Annotated in this window: 18 protein-coding genes; 13 read left to right on the top strand and 5 right to left on the bottom strand. The window is 69.6% G+C overall.

Features of this window, described 5'->3' with window-relative positions; genetic code table 11:
• Nucleotides 1–16: 16 nt before the first annotated feature.
• Nucleotides 17–388, top strand: a complete 372-nt coding sequence (locus AC4BGE_RS12425; protein ID WP_490571271.1) for a phosphomannose isomerase type II C-terminal cupin domain — start codon at nt 17–19, stop codon at nt 386–388.
• A gap of 18 nt (nt 389–406) precedes the next feature.
• Here the strand turns inward: AC4BGE_RS12425 and AC4BGE_RS12430 are convergent, their stop codons facing one another.
• Both AC4BGE_RS12430 and rfbB read right to left on the bottom strand, forming a co-directional pair.
• Nucleotides 407–1,807 carry a sugar nucleotide-binding protein gene (locus AC4BGE_RS12430; protein WP_490575479.1) on the bottom strand — a complete coding sequence of 467 codons (1,401 nt, stop codon included), beginning with the start codon at nt 1,805–1,807 and terminating at the stop codon, nt 407–409.
• Between the two features lie 5 nt (nt 1,808–1,812).
• Nucleotides 1,813–2,811, bottom strand: coding sequence for a dTDP-glucose 4,6-dehydratase (gene rfbB / locus AC4BGE_RS12435; RefSeq protein ID WP_490575480.1), 999 nt, complete (start codon nt 2,809–2,811; stop codon nt 1,813–1,815).
• 47 nt (nt 2,812–2,858) lie between these two features.
• On the opposite strand from rfbB, the gene rfbA reads away from it, so the two are divergent.
• Nucleotides 2,859–3,725 carry a glucose-1-phosphate thymidylyltransferase RfbA gene (gene rfbA / locus AC4BGE_RS12440; protein ID WP_490575481.1) on the top strand — a complete coding sequence of 289 codons (867 nt, stop codon included), beginning with the start codon at nt 2,859–2,861 and terminating at the stop codon, nt 3,723–3,725.
• A gap of 21 nt (nt 3,726–3,746) precedes the next feature.
• Here rfbA and AC4BGE_RS12445 read toward each other — a convergent pair whose 3' ends face one another.
• The gene (locus tag AC4BGE_RS12445; RefSeq protein WP_490575482.1) at nt 3,747–5,261 is read right to left on the bottom strand and encodes a sugar transferase; all 1,515 of its coding nucleotides are present in this window, start codon (nt 5,259–5,261) and stop codon (nt 3,747–3,749) included.
• 376 nt (nt 5,262–5,637) lie between these two features.
• Here AC4BGE_RS12445 and AC4BGE_RS12450 point away from each other — a divergent pair, with 376 nt between their 5' ends.
• The 8 genes from AC4BGE_RS12450 (at nt 5,638) to AC4BGE_RS12485 (ending at nt 17,768) form a co-directional block, all read left to right on the top strand.
• On the top strand, nt 5,638–6,813 hold the full coding sequence (locus tag AC4BGE_RS12450; protein ID WP_490575483.1) for an ROK family protein: 1,176 nt from the start codon (nt 5,638–5,640) through the stop codon (nt 6,811–6,813).
• A 108-nt stretch (nt 6,814–6,921) separates the two neighbouring features.
• Nucleotides 6,922–8,484 carry an ABC transporter substrate-binding protein gene (locus AC4BGE_RS12455; RefSeq protein ID WP_490571265.1) on the top strand — a complete coding sequence of 521 codons (1,563 nt, stop codon included), beginning with the start codon at nt 6,922–6,924 and terminating at the stop codon, nt 8,482–8,484.
• 3 nt (nt 8,485–8,487) lie between these two features.
• Nucleotides 8,488–9,447: an ABC transporter permease gene (locus tag AC4BGE_RS12460; RefSeq protein WP_490575484.1), complete on the top strand. Its 960-nt coding sequence runs from the start codon at nt 8,488–8,490 to the stop codon at nt 9,445–9,447.
• Complete coding sequence (locus AC4BGE_RS12465) at nt 9,444–10,337, top strand: ABC transporter permease (protein ID WP_490575485.1); 894 nt, start codon at nt 9,444–9,446, stop codon at nt 10,335–10,337. The genes AC4BGE_RS12460 and AC4BGE_RS12465 overlap by 4 nt, the downstream gene beginning before the upstream one ends.
• A 2-nt stretch (nt 10,338–10,339) precedes the next feature.
• The gene (locus AC4BGE_RS12470; RefSeq protein WP_490575486.1) at nt 10,340–12,025 is read left to right on the top strand and encodes a dipeptide ABC transporter ATP-binding protein; all 1,686 of its coding nucleotides are present in this window, start codon (nt 10,340–10,342) and stop codon (nt 12,023–12,025) included.
• Nucleotides 12,022–12,975 (top strand): formylglycine-generating enzyme family protein, encoded by a 954-nt coding sequence (locus AC4BGE_RS12475; RefSeq protein WP_490571261.1) that lies wholly within the window; start codon nt 12,022–12,024, stop codon nt 12,973–12,975. The genes AC4BGE_RS12470 and AC4BGE_RS12475 overlap by 4 nt, the downstream gene beginning before the upstream one ends.
• Nucleotides 12,976–13,041: 66 nt before the next feature.
• Nucleotides 13,042–15,381: an arylsulfatase gene (locus AC4BGE_RS12480; protein WP_490575487.1), complete on the top strand. Its 2,340-nt coding sequence runs from the start codon at nt 13,042–13,044 to the stop codon at nt 15,379–15,381.
• A gap of 56 nt (nt 15,382–15,437) precedes the next feature.
• Nucleotides 15,438–17,768, top strand: coding sequence for an arylsulfatase (locus tag AC4BGE_RS12485; RefSeq protein WP_490575488.1), 2,331 nt, complete (start codon nt 15,438–15,440; stop codon nt 17,766–17,768).
• Between the two features lie 121 nt (nt 17,769–17,889).
• Here the strand turns inward: AC4BGE_RS12485 and gmd are convergent, their stop codons facing one another.
• Nucleotides 17,890–18,879 (bottom strand): GDP-mannose 4,6-dehydratase, encoded by a 990-nt coding sequence (gene gmd / locus AC4BGE_RS12490; protein WP_490575489.1) that lies wholly within the window; start codon nt 18,877–18,879, stop codon nt 17,890–17,892.
• A 313-nt stretch (nt 18,880–19,192) separates the two neighbouring features.
• Here gmd and AC4BGE_RS12495 point away from each other — a divergent pair, with 313 nt between their 5' ends.
• Nucleotides 19,193–19,519, top strand: coding sequence for a hypothetical protein (locus AC4BGE_RS12495; protein ID WP_490575490.1), 327 nt, complete (start codon nt 19,193–19,195; stop codon nt 19,517–19,519).
• Nucleotides 19,520–19,553: 34 nt separating this feature from the next.
• Here AC4BGE_RS12495 and AC4BGE_RS12500 read toward each other — a convergent pair whose 3' ends face one another.
• Complete coding sequence (locus AC4BGE_RS12500; protein ID WP_490575491.1) at nt 19,554–19,994, bottom strand: serine O-acetyltransferase; 441 nt, start codon at nt 19,992–19,994, stop codon at nt 19,554–19,556.
• Nucleotides 19,995–20,278: 284 nt separating this feature from the next.
• On the opposite strand from AC4BGE_RS12500, the gene AC4BGE_RS12505 reads away from it, so the two are divergent.
• Entirely contained in the window at nt 20,279–21,004 is a 726-nt protein-coding gene (locus tag AC4BGE_RS12505; protein ID WP_490575492.1) for a helix-turn-helix transcriptional regulator, read from the top strand.
• Nucleotides 21,001–21,543, top strand: a complete 543-nt coding sequence (locus AC4BGE_RS12510; RefSeq protein ID WP_490575493.1) for a dihydrofolate reductase family protein — start codon at nt 21,001–21,003, stop codon at nt 21,541–21,543. The genes AC4BGE_RS12505 and AC4BGE_RS12510 overlap by 4 nt, the downstream gene beginning before the upstream one ends.
• Nucleotides 21,544–21,549 lie beyond the last annotated feature (6 nt).

The following is a 21,549-nucleotide window of genomic DNA, read 5'->3' on the forward strand; positions in this document are numbered from 1 at the left end:
GAACGGGGAGAGACACATGCTGGCATCCGAGGAACGCCCCTGGGGCTCCTGGCACGTCATCGACAACGGCCAGGGCTACAAGGTGAAGCGGATCCACGTGCTGCCAGGCCAGCGGCTCTCCTACCAGACCCACGAGCACCGCTCCGAGCACTGGGTCGTGATCTTCGGCGTCGCGACCTGCGTGGTCGACGGCGAGACGATCGTGGCCGGCCCCGGCGAGTCCGTCGACGTGGCCCAGGGGGCGGCACACCGCATCACCAACATGCACGCCGAAGAGCTCATCATCATCGAGGTTCAGCACGGCGCCTACACCGGCGAGGACGACATCTGCCGCCTCGAGGACGACTACGGCCGCCAGGAGTCCGAGTCGGAGACCGCCGACGCCTGAGCGCGGCGGTCTCTTCCCTCAGCCCGCGAGGTAGCGGCGGAGCGCCTCAGCGGCGTCCTCCGGCTCGAACCCGGTGGCCCTGATCTTCGTCAGGTCCATGGCGCTGTGCAGCGGACGGGGAGCGATGCCCTCCTTGCCGGCGTAGTACTCCTCGGTGGTGACCGCCGAGACGTCGTCGCGGCTGCGGCCGCTGAGCTCGAAGACGTCGCGGGCGATCTCGCACCACGAGCGCGCCGGGCCGGCGTTGGAGAGGTTGTAGGTGCCGAAGTCGGCGCCGGTCTCCAGCAGGTGCTTGGTGGCCCGGGAGAGCTCGGTGGTGAAGGTGAGCCGGCCGATCTGGTCGTCGACCACGCCCGGGGAGATGCCGCGCTCGGCGAGCGAGCGCATCGTCCGGACGAAGTTGTTGCCCTCGCCGATCACCCACGACGTGCGCAGCAGGTAGTGCTTCGGGGCCAGGCCCACGGCGAGGTCGCCCGCCGCCTTGGACTGGGCGTAGACCCCCAGCGGGGAGAGGGGCTCGTCCTCGGTGTGGCCGGGCTCGAGCGGCGCGGTGCCGTCGAAGACGTACTCCGAGGAGTAGTGCACGAGCGTGAAGCCGTGCTCGCGGGCCAGCGCGGCCAGGGTGGCCGGGGCCGAGGCGTTGGCAGCCCAGGCGGTCACTCGGCCCTCGGGGGTCTCCGCGGCGTCGACCGCGGTGTAGGCCGCAGCGTTGAGCACCAGGTCGTAGTCGCGCCAGGGCCAGGCCGCAACCTGCTCCGCGTCGGTCACGTCGAGCTCGTCGAGGTCGACCAGCTCGGCGTCGGGGAAGTCGGCCTGGAGCGCCCGGCCCAGCTGGCCCTTCGCGCCGATGATCAGCGTCTTCTGCCGCGCGATCGCGGTGCTCGGGTCGAGCGCGGGGTTGTTCTGGTCCTTCTCGGAGATGATCGCCTCGTCCAGCGGGATCGGCCACGGGATCGCCACCGTCGGGTCGGCGAGATCCAGGGCCGGATAGGTGATGCCCGGACGCCAGTGCTGGTTGACCAGGTAGGTGTAGGCGGTGTCGTCCTCGAGCGTCTGGTAGCTGTTGCCGACCCCGCGGGGGACGAAGATCGCCACCGACGGGTCCATCTCCAGGGTGAACGTGGCGCCGAAGGTCTCGCCCTCGCGCATGTCGACCCAGGCGCCGAAGATCCGGCCGGTGGCCAGGGAGATGAACTTGTCCCACGGCTCGGTGTGGATGCCGCGGGTCACGCCCCGGTCGGAGTTGAAGGAGACGTTGTTCTGCACCGGGCCGAAGTCGGGCAGGCCGATGGCGAGCATCTTCTCCCGCTGCCAGTTCTCCTTGAAGAACCCGCGGGCGTCCTCGCGCAGGTCGAGCCGGACGACGACCAGGCCCGGGATTGGGGTGGTCTCGAGGGAGGGGAGCGAAGTGTCGGCCACGACGGTCACTGCCCCTTCGCCGCGTAGGCGGCCTCGGTGGCCTCCTTGGCGGGGCGCCACCAGTCCTGGTGCTCCTGGTACCACTCGATGGTGCGGCCCAGCCCGTCCTCGAAGTTCTGGAACCTCGGCTCCCAGCCCAGCTCGGTGCGCAGCTTGCCGGACTCGATCGCGTAGCGCAGGTCGTGGCCGGCGCGGTCGTTGACGTGCTCGAAGTCGTCCTCGGCGCGGCCGAAGTGCTTGAGGATCAGCTGCACGACCTCGAGGTTGTTCTTCTCCCCGTCGGCGCCGATCAGGTAGGTCTCCCCGATCCGGCCCTTGTTGAGGATCGTCCAGACGGCCGAGGAGTGGTCGTCGGCGTGGATCCAGTCGCGGACGTTCTCGCCCGACCCGTAGAGCTTGGGACGGCGGCCGTCGATCACCTCGGTGATCTGGCGCGGGATGAACTTCTCGATGTGCTGCCACGGGCCGTAGTTGTTGGAGCAGTTGGACAGCGTGGCCTGCACCCCGAAGCTGCGCACCCAGGCGCGGACCAGGTGGTCGGAGGCGGCCTTGGACGCCGAGTAGGGGCTGCTCGGGTTGTAGGCGGTGTCCTCGGTGAACCGCTTCGGGTCGTCCAGCTCGAGGTCGCCGTAGACCTCGTCGGTGGAGATGTGGTGCAGCCGGACGCCGTGCTTGCGCACCGCCTCGAGGATCGTGAACGTCCCGATGATGTTGGTCTGGATGAACGGGCTCGGGTCGTGCAGCGAGTTGTCGTTGTGCGACTCGGCCGCGTAGTGGACCACCGCGTCGTGGGAGGCGACCAGCGGGTCGACGACGCTCGCGTCGGCGATGTCGCCCACGACCAGCTCGACCCGGTCTGCCGGGAGCCCCTCCAGCGCCTCGCGGCTGGCGGCGTAGGTCAGCTTGTCCAGCACCGTGACCGTCGCGTCAGTGTGCTCCATCAGGTAGTGGACGAAGTTGGAGCCGATGAAGCCGGCCCCGCCGGTCACGAGTAGACGCGTCATGGACGTGGAGTCTAGAGGGACGGGACGGAAGCCCTAGGGTGGGCCGCATGCGTGGAATCATCCTGGCCGGCGGGACCGGCTCGCGACTGCACCCGATCACCCAGGGCATCAGCAAGCAGTTGGTGCCGGTCTACGACAAGCCGATGATCTACTACCCGCTCACCACGCTGATGCTGGCGGGCATCCGCGACGTGCTGGTGATCACCACCCCGCACGAGGCCGCGGCGTTCGAGCGGCTGCTCGGCGACGGCTCTCAGTTCGGCATCAACATCAGCTTCGCGGTGCAGGCCAGCCCCGACGGGCTGGCCCAGGCGTTCCTGATCGGTGAGAAGCACATCGGCTCCGACACCGCCGGCCTCGTGCTCGGCGACAACATCTTCTACGGCACCGGGGTGGGCAACCAGCTCTCCGAGTTCGCCGACATCAAGGGCGCCGCGGTCTTCGGCTATCACGTCGCCGACCCCACCGCCTACGGCGTGGTCGAGTTCGACGACCAGGGCCGGGCCATCTCCCTGGAGGAGAAGCCGGCCGAGCCGAAGAGCTCCTATGCGGTGCCCGGGCTCTACTTCTACGACAACGACGTGGTCGGCTACGCCAAGGAGCTGAAGCCCTCGCCGCGCGGCGAGCTGGAGATCACCGACTTGAACCGCCGCTACCTCGACGAGGGTCGGCTCCAGGTCTCGGTGCTGCCCCGCGGCACCGCGTGGCTCGACACCGGCACCTTCGACTCCCTCAACGACGCCTCCAACTTCGTGCGCACCATCGAGAGCCGTCAGGGCTTCAAGGTCGGCGCCCCCGAGGAGGTCGCCTGGCGGATGGGGTGGCTCAGCGACGAGGAGCTGATGGAGCGCGCCGAGCCGCTGCGCAAGAGCGGGTACGGCGCCTACCTGATCGGGCTCCTCGGCGACCGCTGATCAGCGCAGTCGAGCAGTGGTTCAGTAGGCGCCGCTGGACCCGAAGACGGCCTTGACGGTGCGCGCCAGGATGGCCAAGTCCTGCACCATCGACCAGTTGTCCACGTAGTAGAGATCGAGCCGCATGGCCTCCTGTGGAGTGAGATCGCTGCGCCCCGAGACCTGCCAGAGTCCGGTCATGCCCGGGCGGACCCGGAGACGGCGGATCATCGCACCCTCGTAGAGGTCGACCTCCCGCTGCACTTGGGGTCGCGGCCCGATCAGACTCATGTGGCCTCGCAGTACGTTGAAGAGCTGGGGCACCTCGTCGACCGAGAAGCGGCGCAGCCATCTGCCGGGCCTGGTGATGCGTGGGTCGTCCTTCATCTTGAAGAGCAGGGCCTGTGAGCCCTGCTCCTGCTGCAGGTTCTCCACGCGTGATTCGGCGTCCACGACCATCGTGCGGAACTTCAGGCACGGGAAGGGTGTGCCGTCTTTACCGATGCGTGTCTGCGCGAAGAAGATCGGACCGCCATCGTGCAGCTTGACCCGGAGCGCGGCGAGCATCAGAACGGGACTCAGCGTCACAATCAAGATGAGCGAGCCCAGAAGATCGAAGGCCCGCTTGCCTCCTCGGGTGGCGAGGTGACCGCGCGGCCCGTCGACGTGGATGAGCGGCAGGCCAGCTACGGGACGGAAACGCACCCGATCCCCCGAGACGTCAGTGAGGCTCGGCGCCACCACGAGCTGGATGTCGTGGTTCTCCAGGGCCCAGGCGAGCTCCTTGAGCTGACTCGACGCGCCGAAGGCTCCGCCGGCGATGAAGACCACGTCGGAGCCGGACTCGATGGCGATCCGAGCCAGGTCCTCGATGTCGCCGAAGACCGTGAGGCCGTTGGGGGTGAGCTCATTCATGTCATAGGCCGGTGTGACCGCACCGATCACCTGGTAGCCGAGTCGCCGCTCGCGGGCGAGGTTGGTCGCAAGCTCGTCGGCGTGAGAGCGCGAGCCTGCGATGACAACCTTGTGCAGCAGGTGCCCGCGCTTCCTGAGCGCATACGCCGCATGCCGCAACCCATATCGGCCCAGGAGCAGCATCACGGTTCCGGAGGAGAACGCGAGCACGAAGAAGCCCCGCGACAGGTCGTACTTGAAGAGGTAGCACCCGATGCCGACGACCGCCGCGGCGATCAGCGTGCCGCGGGAGACACGCTTGTATTCCTCGAGGCCGGCGTCGAAGACCTCCGGACGATAGCCACCGAGGAAGAAGATGCCGCCCAGCCACCCGAGAGCTATCACCGGTGCGAGCCAGCGGACGTCGCCGGTGATGTCACTATCGAGACCCCACTCGACCCGGTCGCGCAGGTAGGCCGCGGAGACGAGTGTCATCGTGAGGATTAGCGCGTCCACCACGAAGACCAGATATGGAATGGCTCGAATGAGCTGGCTCTGGTTTCGCGCCCTCCAACGGTTCGGCCGGGTCTGGGAATGCGGCGGCCGCATAAGACCGTCTCCGGTCGCCTCTTTCGTGGCGACCTGTGGTGGTGCATATGTCATGGAATCCCCCCGCTGAATCCCGAGAATGTTCAGCCTTCCGTCGAATTATCGCTGACCCTCTGATGCACGTCACTCCCTGCCTATCACTACTGAACGGTAGTGGGGAGGGGATCCCACGAAAGACCGCGTTGCGGCCAGCGCGTGAGCGAAACTCACAGATTGGCAATGGCGCAGATCACATGGTGCCGGGTCGGCGGCCATCGAGCTTCGATCCATCGACCTCTTTCCCCGAGTGACGGGCATGCCTTTCTTCCACGCTGGACGGAACTCGCGCACCCACTTGAGGTAGCGCCCCTGGAGGGCCATACTTTGTCCGCAATCTTTACTAAATTACGTGACAATATGTAGATCAGGCGGAAGTGGGGGGTGAGGCGGGATGGGTCGGAGCCCGTTCGTCGTGCTGGCGCACGGCCGGCGTGGGCCCGTCGTCTCCCGCGTCCTGGAGCGTCTGCACAGTGGCGGTCCCACCACGCGCGAGCGGCTGGCCGCCGCCACCGGCTGTAGTGCCGCCAGCGTGTCTCGTGCGCTCACCGCCCTCCTCGAGACCGGACTCGTTCGCGAACGCCACGACCTGGCTGTGCCCGGAGCGACGGGGCGTCCCGGCATCCCGGTGGGGCTCGACCAGGAGTCCTACACGCTCGTCGGGGTGCACGTAGGACGCCACGTCCTGACGGTCGCCTGCACCACGCTCGACGGCCGGTGCCTGCGACGCGCCATCCTGGCCCGGGGCGACTCGCTGGAGACGGACCTGTGCAGAGCCGCCGAGGCCGTGGCCGGCCAGCTGCGCTCGCTGCGCTTCCGCACCCCGGTGGGGGTCGGCGCCGTCGCGTCATGGTCGGGACTCGGAATCACTCGCACCGAGGTGAAGCTGCTGCTGGAGGAGGAGCTGGGGCTCGACGTCGTCGTGACCGAGCACCTGGTGGGCGTCGCAGCGGCCGGCCTGCGCGACCCCGCCGCCCAGGGCGTCTCGACGGCCTACGTCTATGCCCGGGACACCGTCTCCTACGCCGTGGCCCACGACCTCGACGACCAGGTCGTCGTCCCGGGGGTCAACAGCCTGGATCACCTGCCCACCGGCGAGTCCGTCGAGTGCGCCTGCGGCCGCACCGGGTGTCTCCAGGTCGTCGCCAGTGACGCGGACCTGGCGGCCCGTGCCCATCACCACGGCTGGGTCGCCGCACCGCGGATCGAGAGCCTGCACGAGCTCGGCGCGGCCGGCGACCCACGGGCGGTGGCGATGCTGCGCACTCGCGCCCAGGTGCTCGGCCGCGCCGTCGCCGCCGTGCGCGACATCGTCGACCCTGAGCGCGTCGTCCTGGTGGGTGAGGCCTTCAGCTCGGGCGAGACCGCCCACCGCGAGCTCACCGCTGCCTTCGAGGCTGCCACGACCTTGCCCCCGATGCCCCTCGCCATCGCAAGGTTCGACGGCGGGGTCCAAGCCGCCTCCGCCTGCGCCGCCGCCATGGAGGCGGTGCTGCGAGACCCCCTCGACGCGGTGCCGCGAAGGCACCCGGCAGCCCAGCCCGAACTCGCCCGGCGCATGTCCGGGTGACCCAGCCGGCTGCCAGCGCGCTCGTTGCCGGGCGCCTCACCCAGCTGACCGCACCCCGCATTCCCCCACCGACCGGATCACCGAGCACCACCCGAGAGGAAATCCCCCATGCCATCGAACTCCCGTCTGCACCGCGGTCCTGCACTCGCCACCGCGGCCGTGCTCCTGTCGCTCGCGACAGGCTGCAGCTCCGCGGTGGACGAGGCCTCCGGTGGCACCGGTGGCGACCCCCAGAAGGGCGGCTCGGTCACCCTGGTGACGGGCGTCGATCACCAGCCGACCACCTTCTACCAGGGGATGGACAGCCAGAACACCATCTCCGGCCTGGTCTACGAGTCCCTGATCGACTACCCCGGAGACTCCCTGGAGCCCCAGCCCCGCCTTGCCACCGAGTGGGAGATCTCGAAGGACGGCCGGACGGTCTCCCTCCAGCTGCGCGACGACGTGACCTTCCACAGCGGACGCCCCTTCACCTCCAAGGACGTCGAGGCCAGCCTCAAGGCCTACACCGACCCCACGCGGGCCGGCCAGCTCGGGCGCACCGCCGCCGTGATCACCGACTACGACACGAGCGACGAGCACGCGGTCGTGCTCACCCTCGCGCACCCTGTCGGCAACATCCTCGACCTCCTCGACATCGTCCCGATCATCGACGCGGAGTCCCTGGCGGAGTTCGGCACAGGCAAGTCCTACATCGGCACCGGCCCCTTCAGGTTCACGGGCTGGACCCCCAACTCCAAGATCACCTTCGAGGCGAACGACGACTACTGGGACGGCCGCCCCAACCTCGACACCGTCGAGCTCGTCGTCGTCCCCGACCCGCAGACGCAGTCCGCCCAGCTTCGGTCCGGCCAGGTCGACGTCCTGCTCACCCCGACGAGCCGCGACGTGGAGGCGTTCGAGGACGACGCTGCCTTCCAGGTCCTCGACCTCGACGGTGTGGAGCGCACCCTCTACCTCGGCGCCAACGTCAAGGCGCCGGGGCTCGACGACGTCAGGGTCCGACAGGCCATCGCCCAAGCGATCGACCGCGACCGCATCCTCGAGGAGGTCTACCGCGGTCACGGCGACACCGACAACCTGCCCTGGCCCGACTACTCCCCGGCGCACGACGACCAGGCAAACCAGACCTACACCGGTGATCTCGACGCCGCCCGCAAGCTCGTCGAGGCGGTCGGCGACGTGCCGCCGATCGTCATCAGCTTCGGAGCCGGCAGCGGGGTCTTCGAGCAGATCGCGCTGATCATCCAGGACAACCTTGCCGAGATCGGCATCGAGACCAAGATCGAGCCCCTGGACATCGCGACGTCCGGCAAGGCGCTGCTGGAGGGCAGCTACAAGGGCCTCTGGCTCAACATCCACGCCTTCGCGCAGTACGTGCCCTCGACGTTGACGGTGAGCGCCTATCCGTTCAACTCCGAGCGGAACGCCTCCAACTACGTCGATGCCGACTACCAGAAGCACGCCGAGGCCGCCTGGAAGGTGTCCGACGGTCTCTCCTCGGACGCCGAGAAGGCCTACGGCGCCCTGAACGGGGACCTGCTCGAGGGCGCCTTCGTCATCGGCCTCGTCAACTACGAGCACCAGTTCGCCACCAAGGCCGGGCTCGAGGGTGTGGCCTGGTCCAAGCGCGGCGAGATCGACCTCGCCGACGCCACAGTGAGCGAGTGACGGGTGGCCCGATACGCGCTCTCCCGCATCCCGTCGGCGCTCGGGGTGCTGACCGTCGCGTCCGTGCTGGTCTTCACCCTGCTCCGGCTCGTCCCCGGTGACCCGGCCACGGTGCTCGCCGGGGCCGACGCCGGGCCAGAGGCGCTGGAGGCGCTGCGCCAGGAGCTCGGTCTGACCGGCTCTCAGGTCGCTCAGTACTTCAACTGGGTCGGGGCGCTGCTCACCCTCGACCTCGGCCGCTCCATGGTGGTCGGCGGGCCGATCAACGAGCTGGTGCTCGCTGCCGCGGGCAACACGTTGGTCCTCGCCGCGGTGGCGCTCGCCCTGGCGGTCGGGGTCGCGCTGGCTGTCAGCACCCTCTCGGTGATTGTCGAGAAGCGCTGGCTGACCAGCCTCGTCACCGCCTTCAGCACTCTGGCGGTGGCTGTCCCCAACTTCGTGACCGGGGTGGTGCTGGTGCTGCTGCTCGGGGTGCTGTGGCCGGTGCTTCCCGCCGGCGGGGAGCCGCCGGGCGGACTGTCGGCACGCCCCGACATCACCCTGCAGTACCTCGTGATGCCGGCGGTCTGCCTGGCGGCTCCGATCGCCGCCTCACTGACCCGGTTCCTCACCGCCGGCTTGCGCACCGAGATGCACAAGCCGTACGTCGTGACCGCCCGTGCCCTGGGCATCCCGCGAACCCGCATCGTGCTGACCCAGGTGCTGCGCAACGCCCTGCCGGCCAGCATCACGGTCACCGGTCTGCAGGTCGGGCACCTGCTCGGAGGCGCGGTCATCGTGGAGTCGATCTTCGCCTGGCCGGGCCTGGGCCACCTGCTCGAGCGCGGCATCTCGGGGCGCGACTACCCGCTGGTGCAGGTGATGCTCCTGCTCTCCGTCACGGTGTTCGTGGTGGTCCAGCTGGCCACCGACCTGGCCCACGCATGGCTGGATCCGCGGATCCGGCTGGGGGGTGCCGCATGAGCGTGCAGGAACCCGCTCTCGAGCCCGTCGCGGTGCTGGACGCCGCCGTCCTCGCAGACGAGTCCAGCGCCGAGCCCGAGAAGGTGTGGCGCGCGCTCACGCGTGGCCGCGGGCTGGTCGGGGCCGTCCTGGTCGGGGTGGTCGTCCTCGCTGGACTGCTGGCGCCCTGGCTGTCCCCCTACGGACCCAACGAGCAGGTCCCCGGCGCCAACATGCTCCCGCCGTCCGGCGCCCACCTGCTCGGAACCGACGAGGTCAACCGCGACCTCTTCTCCCGGATGCTCCACGGGATCCGGGTCGATCTGCTGGTGGTCTTCGGGGCCGTGCCGGTGGGGGCGGCCCTGGGATCGCTTCTGGGGCTGGCCGCCTCGTTCTGGGCGTGGGCCGACGTGCTGCTCCAGCGGCTGCTCGACCTGATCCTCGCCTTCCCCACGATCATCCTCGCCATCGCCCTCACCATGCTGGTCGGGCCGGGGCTGGTCACCGTCACCGCCGTCGTGGTGATCGCCGAGATTCCGGCGTTCGGCCGCCTGATGCGCACCTCGGTGCTCACGATCCGCGAGCTGCCGTACGTGGAGTCGGCCCGGGTCGCCGGTGCCTCCTCCTGGTGGGTCCTGCGCTGGCACGTCTTCCCCAACAGCCTCGAACCGCTGATGGTGCAGCTGGCGCTGGGGATGTCCGTGGCGGTCTTCATCGAGGGCGCGATGAGCTTCCTCGGCCTCGGGGTCAGCCCGCCGACGCCGTCACTGGGCTCCCTGATCAAGGAGGGGACTCGCGTGATGTACCACGCCCCGACGGCGGTGATCGGTCCGCTCGTGGTCGTCGCGGTCCTGGTCCTCGGCCTGCTCCTGGTCTCCGAGGCGCTCGCCGCCCACTCGAGGAAGAGATAGACATGCCCGCACCGCTGCTACAGGTCCGTGACCTCCACATCGACTTCGCCCACCCACGACCCGCGGTCGCCGGGATCGACGTCGACGTGCACGCCGGGGAGGTCGTCGCCCTGGTGGGGGAGTCCGGGTCGGGCAAGTCGATGACTGCTCGCTCCGTGCTCGGGCTGCTGCCCGAGGGCGCCACGGTCCGAGGCTCGGTGAAGGTGCTCGGCCAGGAGATGGTGGGTGCCGGCGAGCGGGCGCTCAACCAGGTCCGCGGGGCTCAGGTCGCCCTGGTGTTCCAGGAGCCGCAGAGTGCGCTCAACCCGGTGCGCCGGGTGGGCTGGCAGCTGCTCCAGGCGATCCGGGCGCATCGCAAGATCTCACGCGCCGAGGGTCGGGCGCTGGCCCTCGACCTGCTGCGTCAGGTCGACCTGCCCGAGCCGGAGAGTCGCCTCGACTACTTCCCCCACCAGCTCTCCGGTGGCCAGAAGCAACGGGTGGCGATCGCCCTGGCCCTGGCCAACGAGCCCAAGCTGCTGCTGGCCGACGAGCCCACCACCGCGCTGGACGTCACGGTGCAGGCCGAGATCCTCGACCTGCTCCTCGGCCTGCGCGACCGCACGGGGATGGGGATCCTGCTGATCACCCACAACATGGGGGTGGTCGCCGAGCGTGCGGACCGGGTGGTGGTGCTCAAGACCGGCGAGGTGGTGGAGGCCGCTCGCACGGTTCAGCTCTTCGAGGCACCCGAGCACGACTACACGCGCCAACTGCTGGACGCCGTACCCCGGATGCCGGAGGCGACGCCGGCGGGTGCCGCAGAGACGGAGCGGCCGCTCGTCGCTCGCCCCGAGGCACGCGCTCTGGTCCTGCACGACGTCTCCGTGGAGTTCGCGGGCCGGCACGGGAACGCCCCCTACCGCGCCGTCGATCAGGTCACCCTCGACGTGCGGGAAGGCGAGATCCTCGGCCTGGTCGGGGAGTCCGGCTCCGGCAAGACCACCCTGGGTCGGCTGGTCGCTGGCCTCGTCTCCCCGAGCGGCGGACGGGTCGAGGTCGCCGGGCAGGACCTCGCGGGCCTGCGCGCCGGCGGGCTCCAGCGACTGCGCCGCGAGCTGGCGCTGGTCCACCAGGACCCGGCTGGGTCCTTGGACCCCCGACTGACCGTGGGCGCTTCGATCCGGGAGCCGATGGAGATCCAGCGGGTGGGTACGACGGCCGAGCGGAAGGCCCGGGTGGAGGAGCTCCTCGCCGCCGTGCGGCTTCCCACCTCCCTGGCCGGCCGCTTGCCGCACCAGCTCTCGGGCGGGCAACGGCAACGGGTCGCCCTGGCCCGAGCTCTGGTGCTCTCTCCGCGCCTGGTGATCGCCGACGAGCCGACCAGCGCCCTGGACGTCTCGATCCAGGCCGAGGTGTTGAAGCTCTTCACCCGGCTGCAGCACGAGCTCGGCTTCGCCTGCGTCTTCATCAGCCATGACCTCGCGGTGGTGCACCAGGTCGCAGACCGGGTCGCCGTGCTCCGGTCCGGCCGGGTGGTGGAGGAGGGCGCGGCCGCCGAGGTGTTCGCCGCTCCGCGTGACGACTACACCCGGGCCCTGCTCGCTGCCGTCCCTGTCCCGGACCCCTCGGCCCGTGCGTCGGACGCCCACCGGGCGGCAGCACGGCACCGCGACAGGGCAGTGGACGAGATCTCGGTGACGGCATGAGCAGCTGCTGCGGAGGCGGACTCGGCGCCGGTGCGCCGGGAGCTGCGCTGCTGCCCACACCGAACCCGGGCCGTGACGGGGTGCCGCGGGCGTCGCAGCGCCCCACCAAGCGGCAGGTCCGGATCCCCGGCGGCTCGTTCTCGATGGGCGACCACCACGACGAGGGCTACCCCGCCGACGGGGAGACCCCCGTGCACCGGGTACAGCTGCGGGACTTCTTCCTGGACGAGACCGCAGTGGTCAACCGCGACTTCGCCCGGTTCGTCAAGGAGACCGGCTACGTCACGGAGGCCGAGCAGCTCGGGGTCTCCGCGGTCTTCCACCTGGCACTCGACGCGCCTGCGAGCGACGTGCTGCACCAGGTCGACTCCGCTCCCTGGTGGCTCGCGGTACGAGGCGCCGACTGGCGCCACCCGCACGGCGCGCGCTCCCAGGCCAAGCCCGACCACCCGGTGGTCCACATCACCTGGCACGACGCCGACGCCTACTGCCGGTGGGCCGGGAAACGGCTCCCCACCGAGGCCGAGTGGGAGTACGCCGCCCGCGGCGGCCTGGAGGGCAAGCGGCTGCCGTGGGGTGACGAGCTCGTCCCCGGCGGCTCCTGGCGGCTCAACATCTGGCAAGGCCGGTTCCCCACGCAGAACACCGAGGACGACGGACACCTCACGACCGCCCCGGCCAAGAGCTACCGCCCCAACGGGCACGGCCTGTGGAACATGGCCGGCAACGTCTGGGAGTGGTGCCAGGACTGGTTCTCACCGACCTGGTACGCCGAGTCGCCCCTCGAAGACCCTCGCGGTCCCGACACAGGGGCCCAGCGAGTGATGCGCGGTGGTTCCTTCCTCTGTCACGACTCCTACTGCAACCGCTACCGGGTCGCCGCCCGCTCCAGCAACGACCCCCACTCCACCTCGGCCAACGTCGGCTTCCGCTGCGCCAACGACGCCTGACGCCGGGCCCAGCTCACGTTCGACCTGCTCGCCAGTCCACCCACCGCCCACACCAGGAGATCCTCAATGGACCGCACTCGCCTGCCGCACCACTTCACCACCGAGCCCGTCGAGGCTGCGGAGACCATCCAGCAGCAGACAGTCCCCTTCCCGCGCCCTGGCGTGCCGACCGCGCCGGAGGGGGCCCCGAACGTGCTGCTGATCCTCCTCGACGACATGGGGTTCGGTGCCTCCTCGGCGTTCGGCGGGCCTTGCGCGATGCCGGTCAGCGAGCAGCTCGCCGAGAACGGGCTGCGGTACAACCGGTTCCACACCACGGCGATCTGCTCGCCCACCCGGGCGGCCCTGCTCACCGGGCGCAACCACCACACGGTGGGGATGGGCAACCTGACCCACTTCGCCACCAATGCACCGGGCTACGACGCGATGCGCGAGCCCAGCCAAGGGACGCTGGCGCAGGTCCTCAAGCTCAACGGCTATGCCACCGGAGCGTTCGGCAAGTGGCACCAGACCCCGGACTGGGAGATCACTCCGGCCGGCCCCTTCGACCGGTGGCCGACCGGTGAGGGCTTCGAGAAGTTCTACGGGATCAACTCCGGGGAGTCGAGCCAGTTCACCCCGACCCTCTACGACGGCACCGCCGCCATCGACGTGCCTGGCACCGAGGAGGAGGGCTACCACTTCTCCGAAGACATGGTCGACCAGGCGAAGCAGTGGATCACCCAGGTTCGTCGCTCGAGCGACGACAAGCCGTGGTTCACCTACCTCTCCTTCGGCGCCACCCACGCGCCCTTCCACCTGCCGCGCGACTGGCGCGGGCGCAACCGCGGCGACTTCGCCGAGGGGTGGAACGCGCAGCGGGAGGCGACTCTGGCGCGGCAGAAGGAGCTCGGTGTGGTGCCCCCCGAGACCGAGCTGGCCCCGTGGACCCCCGGCGTACCGCTCTGGGACGAGCTCACACCGGTCGAGCAGGAGGCCGCCCAGCTCTTGATGGAGGCCTACGCTGCCTTCGCCGAGCACACCGACGCCCAGATCGGTCGGCTGGTGGACTTCCTGCGGGAGACCGGCGAGCTCGACAACACGCTGCTGGTCTACGTGCTCGGCGACAACGGCGCCGCGGCCGAGGGGGGTCTCGGCGGCACTCTCAACGAGCACCTCACGATCAACGGGCTCGTCGAGGACCCGCAGCGAGTCGTGGACCAGGCCGACCTGATCGGCGGCCCGGAGACCTACCCGCACTACCCGGTGGGCTGGGCGGTGGCGATGAACGCCCCCTTCCAGTGGACGAAGCAGGCGGCCTCCCACTTCGGCGGCACCCGCAACGGGATGATCGTGCACTGGCCGGCCGGGTTCGAGGCCCGCGGCGAGCTCCGCGAGCAGTTCACCCACGTGATCGACGTGCTGCCCACGATCCTTGAGGCCGCCGGGCTGCCCCAGCCCGAGGAGCTGCTCGGTGTCGCCCAGGACCCGATCGAGGGCGTCTCGTTCCGGCACACCTTCGAGGACCGCGAGGCAGAGGACCGGCACACCACGCAGTATTTCGAGATCTTCGGCAACCGGGCGATCTACGACAACGGCTGGACCGCCGTCAGCAAGCACCGCACCCCCTGGGAGATCGCGAGCCGCGAAGCGCTGACCTTCGCCGACGACCGCTGGGAGCTCTATGACACCAACACCGACTGGGCGCAGGCCCACGACCTCGCTGACCAGCTCCCCGAGAAGCTCGCCGAACTGCAGGAGCTCTTCCTGACCGAGGCCCGCAAGTACCACGTGCTGCCGCTGGACGACCGGGTCGGGAAGTTCCCGGTGGCCGGCGAGCAGGGGCCGCCGACGCTCCCCAGCGAGATCAGCGTCACCCTCACCCCGGCCGACCGTTACGTCGGGATGCGTGGCACCCCGCGGCTCACGTCCACCTCCTACCGGATCACCGTCGACTTCACCGCTGAGAGCGACGCCAGCGACGGCGTCCTCGTCGCGCACGGTGGGTCGCCTGGCGGGCTGGCGGTCCACCTCGTCGCGGGACAGGTGCGCTACGTGCACAACCGACTCGGGGTCGACTGGACGAGCGTGGTCTCCGACGAGCCGGTGCCGGCGGGACGGCACCTCCTGGACGTGCTCTTCCACTTCGACGGTGACGCGTTCGGTGCGGGCGGGACGGTCGAGCTGTGGCTCGACGGGGCCCTTGCCGGGCAGGGGCGGCTGGCGCAGACCACCCCGATGACCTTCTCCACCAACGAGACCACCAACGTCGGGATCGACCGCGGCTCACCCGTCGCCCAGGACTACGCCCGTGGGGCCGGGAACCCCTACACCGGCACGGTGCACACGGTGACCCTCGTCTCCGGACCCGACTCGCTCGAGGTCTCCCTTGCCGACCAGTTGCGCGCCGAGCTGGTGAGCCAGTGAGCGCCACCCCCGACACACGATCCGCCGCCGCCCGCCGTCCCCCCGAGGAGACCCCGATGAACCGGACCGACCTTCCGATCGTGCTGAGCCGCCCCGACGTCGAGGCCCAGCACGACTACCGTCAGCAGGCCACCCCGTTCCCGGCGCCCGCCCGGGTGGAGGCGCCCGACGGTGCCCCCAACGTGCTGGTGGTGCTCTTGGACGACATGGGCTTCGGCGCCTCTTCCGCCTTCGGTGGGCCCTGCGCGATGCCGGTCGCCGAGCAGCTGGCCGAGGACGGCCTGCGGTTCAACCGGTTCCACACCACCGCGATCTGCTCGCCCACCCGGGCGGCGCTGCTCACCGGGCGCAACCACCACAGCGTGGGGATGGGCGTCGTCACCGACTTCGCCTCCACCGCGCCTGGCTACACCGGGATCCGACCGCTTGACGCCGCCCCCCTGGCACGGGTGCTCAAGGAGAACGGCTACGCCACGGGCGTCTTCGGCAAGTGGCACCAGATCCCGCAGGAGGAGATCACCCACGTCGGTCCCTTCACGCACTGGCCCACCGAGGAGGGGTTCGACAAGTTCTACGGCATCATCGGCGGCGCCGACGACCAGTTCCACCCGGCCCTCTTCGACGGCACGACGCAGGTCGAGCCACCGCGCACGCCTGAGGAGGGCTACCACCTCTCCGAGGACCTGGTGGACCGGGCGGCCGACTGGATCGACTCGGTCCGCAGCGTGGACCGGGGGAAGCCGTGGTTCGCCTACCTGCCGTTCGGCGCCACCCACTCGCCCTTCCAGGTCCCGGAGTCGTGGAAGGACCGGTACCGCGGCCAGTTCTCGCACGGCTGGGACGAGCAGCGTGAGCGCACCCTGGCGAAGCAGAAGGAACTGGGAGTCGTGCCCACCGAGACGGCGCTCACCGCCTGGCCCGACGGCGCTCCGCACTGGGACGAGCTCACCGAGACCGAGCGGGCCGTGGCCGAGAGACTGATGGAGGTCTACGCCGCCTTCGCCGAGCACACCGACGCACAGGTGGGGCGGCTCATCGATCACCTGCGTGAGAGCGGCGAGCTCGAGAACACGCTGGTCCTCTACATACTCGGCGACAACGGGGCGTCCTGCGAGGGTCGCCAGACCGGCACGTTCAACGAGCAGCGCACCTACAACGGGCTCCCCGAGACCGCCGAGGAGATCTTCGAGCGGCTCGACGAGATCGGCGGTCCGACCAGCTACGCCAACTACCCCGTGGGCTGGGCGCTGGCCATGGACACGCCGTTCCAGTGGACCAAGCAGGTGGCCTCGCACTTCGGTGGCACCCGCAACGGCCTGGTCGTCCACTGGCCGGCGGGCATCGCCGACCGCGGCGCGCTCCGGACCCAGTGGCACCACGTGATCGACGTGGCACCCACCGTGCTGGAAGCCGCGGGGATCCCGCACCCGGAGCGGGTCGACGGGATCGTGCAGCGCCCGATCGAGGGCACGTCGATGCTCTACGCGCTGCGAGACGGTGCTGCCGCCGACCGTCACCTCACGCAGTACTTCGAGATCTTCGGCAACCGGGGGATCTACCACCAGGGATGGACTGCGGTCACCAAGCACCGGTCGCCCTGGGATCTCTCCAACACCGATCCCATCCCCTTCGAGGACGACGTCTGGGAGCTCTACGACATCACCCGGGACTTCTCCCAGGCACGGGACCTCGCGACCGAGGAGCCCGAGCGGCTCGCCGCGCTGCAGGAGCTCTTCCTCGAGCAGGCCCGGATCCACCAGGTGCTCCCGCTGGACGACCGGGGGATCGAGCGGATCGACGCCGGGATCGCAGGCCGCAGGGTCAACGACGTGGGCAACCGGGTCACCCTCCCGCCCACCACCCGCCGGCTGCCCTCCGCCTCGTTCCCGAACGTCTCCAACCGGAGCTTCCGGTTCACCGTGCCCTTGATCGCCGACTCCGACGCCTCCGACGGGGTGCTGGTGAGTCTGGGCAGCTCGTTCAACGGCCTGTCGTTCTACGTGCGCCAGGGGATCCTCACCTTCGCGCACAACCTGTGCAGCCTCGAGACGACGCACGTGCGGGCCAACCGACCGCTCCCGGCGGGGGAGCACGTGGCGGAGTACGAGTTCGAGTACGACGGTGGCGGGCTGGGCCGGTCGGGTGTCGGAAGGCTCTTCCTCGACGGGGTACTTCTCGGGGAGGGGAGAGTGCCGAGGACAGCGATGTTCGGCGCGGGGCGGCTCACCGTCGGGGCAAACCCCGGGACGCCCGTGACCGATGACTACTCCCGCGGCGACGAGTATCGCTACACCGGCTCGATCGGCCGGGTCGTGCTGGTCACGGAGCAGGCAGCCGCGATTCCGTCAGCCGCGCAGCGGCTCGAAGCAGAGCTCGTCACCCATTGACCGCACCTGCGGTGGGTGGGTCCGAGACCTGATCTGCGAGGCCCTCGCTCCGGATGACGATGATCCGGAGCGGGGGCCCGAAGTTCGTGCGGGTCGGACACGCCGATGACGACCTGCCGGCTCACTTCCAGCCGGCCTTGAGAGCCTCGATGTCGGCCTCGACCATCATGGTGATCAACTCGGGGAAAGCCACCTTCGGCTCCCAGCCCAACACCTCGCGCGCCTTGCTCGCGTCGCCGACGACGCTCTCCACGTCCGCCGGGCGGCGGAAGCGCTCGTCCTGGCGCACGAAGCGCTGCCAGTCGTCGATCCCCACGTGACCGAACGCGATCTCGACCAGGTCGCGGATGGAGTGGGAGACGCCGGTGGCGATCACGTAGTCGTCTGGTTCGTCCTGCTGGAGCATCCGCCACATCGCCTCGACGTAGTCGCCGGCGAACCCCCAGTCGCGCCGCGCGTCGAGGTTGCCCAGCACCAGCTCGTCCTGGAGCCCCAGGTGGATCTTCGCGACCGCCTTGGTGACCTTGCGGGTCACGAACTCCTCGCCCCGGCGCGGTGACTCGTGGTTGAAGAGGATCCCCGAGGAGGCGTGCATGCCGTAGGACTCGCGGTAGTTGATCGTCATGTAGTGGCCGAAGACCTTGCTCACGCCGTAGGGCGAGCGCGGCCACAGGAGCGTCGTCTCTCGCTGTGGCGTCTCTTGCACCTTGCCGAACATCTCCGAGCTCGAGGCCTGGTAGAAGCGGACTGCGCTGGGTTCGCTGCGACAGTGGAGGCGGACAGCCTCCAGCATGGTGAGGACGCCGGTCGCGGTGACGTTGGCGGTCTGCACCGCGTTCTCCCACGAGCCGGCCACGAAGGTGATCGCCCCGAGGTTGTAGACCTCCTCGGGTTGCGACAGGTTGAGCGCGCGCATCAGGCTCGACATGTCGGTCAGGTCGCCGTTGTGCAGGTGCACGTCGGGGACCAGTTGCTCGACCAGCTCGCGGCGCGGATTGTTCTGGCCGCGGATCACCCCGTGCACCTCGTAGCCCTTGGCCAGCAGCAGCTCGGCCAGGTAGAGGCCGTCCTGGCCGGTGATGCCGGTGATCAGGGCACGGGACTTGGTCATGAGAGAAAGTCTCTCAGGGCCTGCTTACGAGCATCGTGCCCACTCCACGAGAGGCACTTCGTTCAACCGTCACGTCACTTAGGCGCCCGCTGTTCCGGACCTGGGTCGCAGACGGCACCTCGACCCTCCCGAGGACAATCGGCCACGTTTGGCCCTGGTGGCGGGATGGTCATGGACGGGGGCGCACCATGAAATCTGCGCTGAACTTGACCGTTCCCCCTCGGAGGCTCTCCGTGTCACGCAATGATCTGGCTCGTGAAGAGTCGGGGGCTATGGATGCTTCTCGTCGGTCTCCTTCTCGGCGCCGGGGGCGGTGCGTCAGCGGCAGTGGCTCAGCTTCAACGCCTGGCTCAAGAAGGCATACCCCGCCGTCATCGACATTGCCGCGGTGGTGGCCGACCCCTACGACCCGTTGCGTCTGCGGCGTGCGGCGGGCTGGGAGGAGGACGGGGTGCACTACGGGCGCCCCGCCAAGCGCGCCGTCGCGGAGGCGGTGGCCAATGGCTACCCGTGGGACCTGCCCACGCCGAGCCCTTACCAGAAGATCGCCGCCGACACCTTCGTCCCGGCCGGCGCGGTGGTGCTGTCCTCCCCGGACGGCACCCGGTACGCCCTCACGGTCGCAAACGGTGGGGGCTGACCGCCACCCCGATCTGACATTCTGCTCGAATCCGCTACGACTGCGGGGGTCTGGGCCTGTCGGAGATCTTTCGCGCTGGCACTCCACCCCAGACCTCCCAGTCGCCAGTGCTCTTCAGAAGGACTGAGTTAGCCCCCACGACGGTGCCGGTCCCGACGCGCAACACCCCGGCGCCGCCCAACACTTTCGCGCCAGCACAGAGGACAGCATCGTCTCCCACCTCGACACCCTCGAAGCCATTCTCGGCGTCCGTGCCATCCAGGGACGCGCGGCCGATGGTGACCTGCTGGTAGATCGTGACGTTATTGCCGATCGTGGTCTTCGGGGTAATGACCAGCCCCTGCCCTCGGTGCTGCATCACGAGATCTCTCCCGATCTTGGTCTGCGGATGCACCTCGACCCCGAGGAGTAACAGCAATTCCCGAGCCCACTTGTGGTCGCGCCGGTACACCAACCGCTCGATTCTCCCCGTCACGCCGCACAGGCTAGCGGCCCCCCTTCCCTACTGACGCCCATTCTGCTCGGTTAGTACGCGACTGCCTCTGCGCCCATGCGAGCTGATTACCGGTTGCCCCCGCTCCCACGCCGCTGCGGAACTTCGTACTAGCGGGGATGTCCTCTTATGACCGCCTCAGCGAGGACCTCCTGGCAGTTGGAGTCCATCCGATTTGCTTTCGCGCGCCCGCCCTTGTCGTACCCACGCCAAGGTGAGCAACTTCGGTCAGGCGCGAGGGCATCCGCAGCGACCAGACTGGCCTCATGAGCGAGACCACCCCCGGGCGTGACCGGCTCCGCGAGCTGCTCGACGCCGTCCTCGACGAGGAGAACACGACGCTCGACGAGATGGCCTCGGGCGCCCTCGCCTCGCCGTACCACTTCACCCGCCAGCTCTCCCGGGGTGCGGGGGAGCCGCCGGTGGCGATGCGGCGCCGGGTGATGCTCGAGCGGGCCGCGTGGCAGCTGCGGCAGGGCGCCTCGGTGACGAGTACGGCGTTCGAGGCGGGCTACGAGTCCGTCGAAGGGTTCAGCCGCGCCTTCGCCCGCGCCTACGGGCAGCCGCCGAGCGCGGTCCCCGCCGAGCCCGGCACCCACTGGCTGCCGGCGCCCAACGGCATCCACTTCCACCCGCCCACCTCGTTGTGGGTCGAGCAGCCGCCCACACCGGGCAGCGGGCAGGTGCTCCTGATGCTCGTCGAGCACGACCTCGACGACACCCGCGACCTCCTCGAGGCGGCCAAGGGGTGCGGCGACGATGAGTTCCGGCGCCCTCGACTGACGGGCCACATGGTGCTGCCCTTCGAAGGGACGGAGGAGTCACTCGCCGATGTGCTGCACCACCTGGTGCGCACCAAGGAGATGTGGCTCGCCTCGATCTCCGTCCACCGGCGCCAGCTCGCCCGCTGGATGCTCGGCACCGTAGCCCCCAGCTGGCCGGAGGGCGACCCCATCACCTGGCTGCGACGACGTACCGGAGGAGTCCCGTGACCCGCACGACTTACTACACCGCCACCACCCTCGACGGCTTCCTCGCCGACGAGCACGACTCGCTCGCCTGGCTCTTCGAGCAGGAGATCGACGAGCGGGGGCCGATGAACTACGACGACTTCTATGCCCGCATCGGGGCGTTGGCGATGGGCGCCACCACCTATGAGTGGATCGTCGACCACATGGCCGGGACCGGGGAGAAGTGGGCCTACACGATCCCCAGCTGGGTCTTCACCCACCGCGACCTGAACGCCGTGGGGGAGCGGATCGCCTTCACCGCCGCACCCGTGGAGGAGGTGCACGCCGCGATGGTCGAGGCCGCCGAGGGACGCGACCTGTGGGTGGTCGGCGGGGGAGACCTGGCCGCCCAGTTCGCCGAGCGCGGGCTGCTGGACGACGTGATGGTCTCCATCGCCCCGGTGACGCTCGGCGCCGGGCGGCCGCTCCTCCCACGCCCCTTCGACCTGCGGCTGGTCGAGCACGACCGCAACGGCGCCTTCCTGTGTGCGCGCTACGAGGTGGTCGGGCCCCGCCGCTAGGGTTGA

The sequence above is a fragment of the Nocardioides sp. Z50_6 genome (assembly GCF_058215755.1).

What these genes read in the sequence shown, in the direction of transcription:
- AC4BGE_RS12425 (WP_490571271.1), top strand. Translation starts at nt 17, where the DNA reads ATGCTGGCATCCGAGGAACGCCCCTGGGGCTCCTGGCACGTCATCGAC.
- rfbB (WP_490575480.1), bottom strand. Translation starts at nt 2,811, where the DNA reads ATGACGCGTCTACTCGTGACCGGCGGGGCCGGCTTCATCGGCTCCAAC.
- rfbA (WP_490575481.1), top strand. Translation starts at nt 2,859, where the DNA reads ATGCGTGGAATCATCCTGGCCGGCGGGACCGGCTCGCGACTGCACCCG.
- AC4BGE_RS12445 (WP_490575482.1), bottom strand. Translation starts at nt 5,261, where the DNA reads ATGACATATGCACCACCACAGGTCGCCACGAAAGAGGCGACCGGAGAC.
- AC4BGE_RS12450 (WP_490575483.1), top strand. Translation starts at nt 5,638, where the DNA reads ATGGGTCGGAGCCCGTTCGTCGTGCTGGCGCACGGCCGGCGTGGGCCC.
- AC4BGE_RS12455 (WP_490571265.1), top strand. Translation starts at nt 6,922, where the DNA reads ATGCCATCGAACTCCCGTCTGCACCGCGGTCCTGCACTCGCCACCGCG.
- AC4BGE_RS12465 (WP_490575485.1), top strand. Translation starts at nt 9,444, where the DNA reads ATGAGCGTGCAGGAACCCGCTCTCGAGCCCGTCGCGGTGCTGGACGCC.
- AC4BGE_RS12470 (WP_490575486.1), top strand. Translation starts at nt 10,340, where the DNA reads ATGCCCGCACCGCTGCTACAGGTCCGTGACCTCCACATCGACTTCGCC.
- AC4BGE_RS12475 (WP_490571261.1), top strand. Translation starts at nt 12,022, where the DNA reads ATGAGCAGCTGCTGCGGAGGCGGACTCGGCGCCGGTGCGCCGGGAGCT.
- AC4BGE_RS12480 (WP_490575487.1), top strand. Translation starts at nt 13,042, where the DNA reads ATGGACCGCACTCGCCTGCCGCACCACTTCACCACCGAGCCCGTCGAG.
- AC4BGE_RS12485 (WP_490575488.1), top strand. Translation starts at nt 15,438, where the DNA reads ATGAACCGGACCGACCTTCCGATCGTGCTGAGCCGCCCCGACGTCGAG.
- gmd (WP_490575489.1), bottom strand. Translation starts at nt 18,879, where the DNA reads ATGACCAAGTCCCGTGCCCTGATCACCGGCATCACCGGCCAGGACGGC.
- AC4BGE_RS12505 (WP_490575492.1), top strand. Translation starts at nt 20,279, where the DNA reads ATGAGCGAGACCACCCCCGGGCGTGACCGGCTCCGCGAGCTGCTCGAC.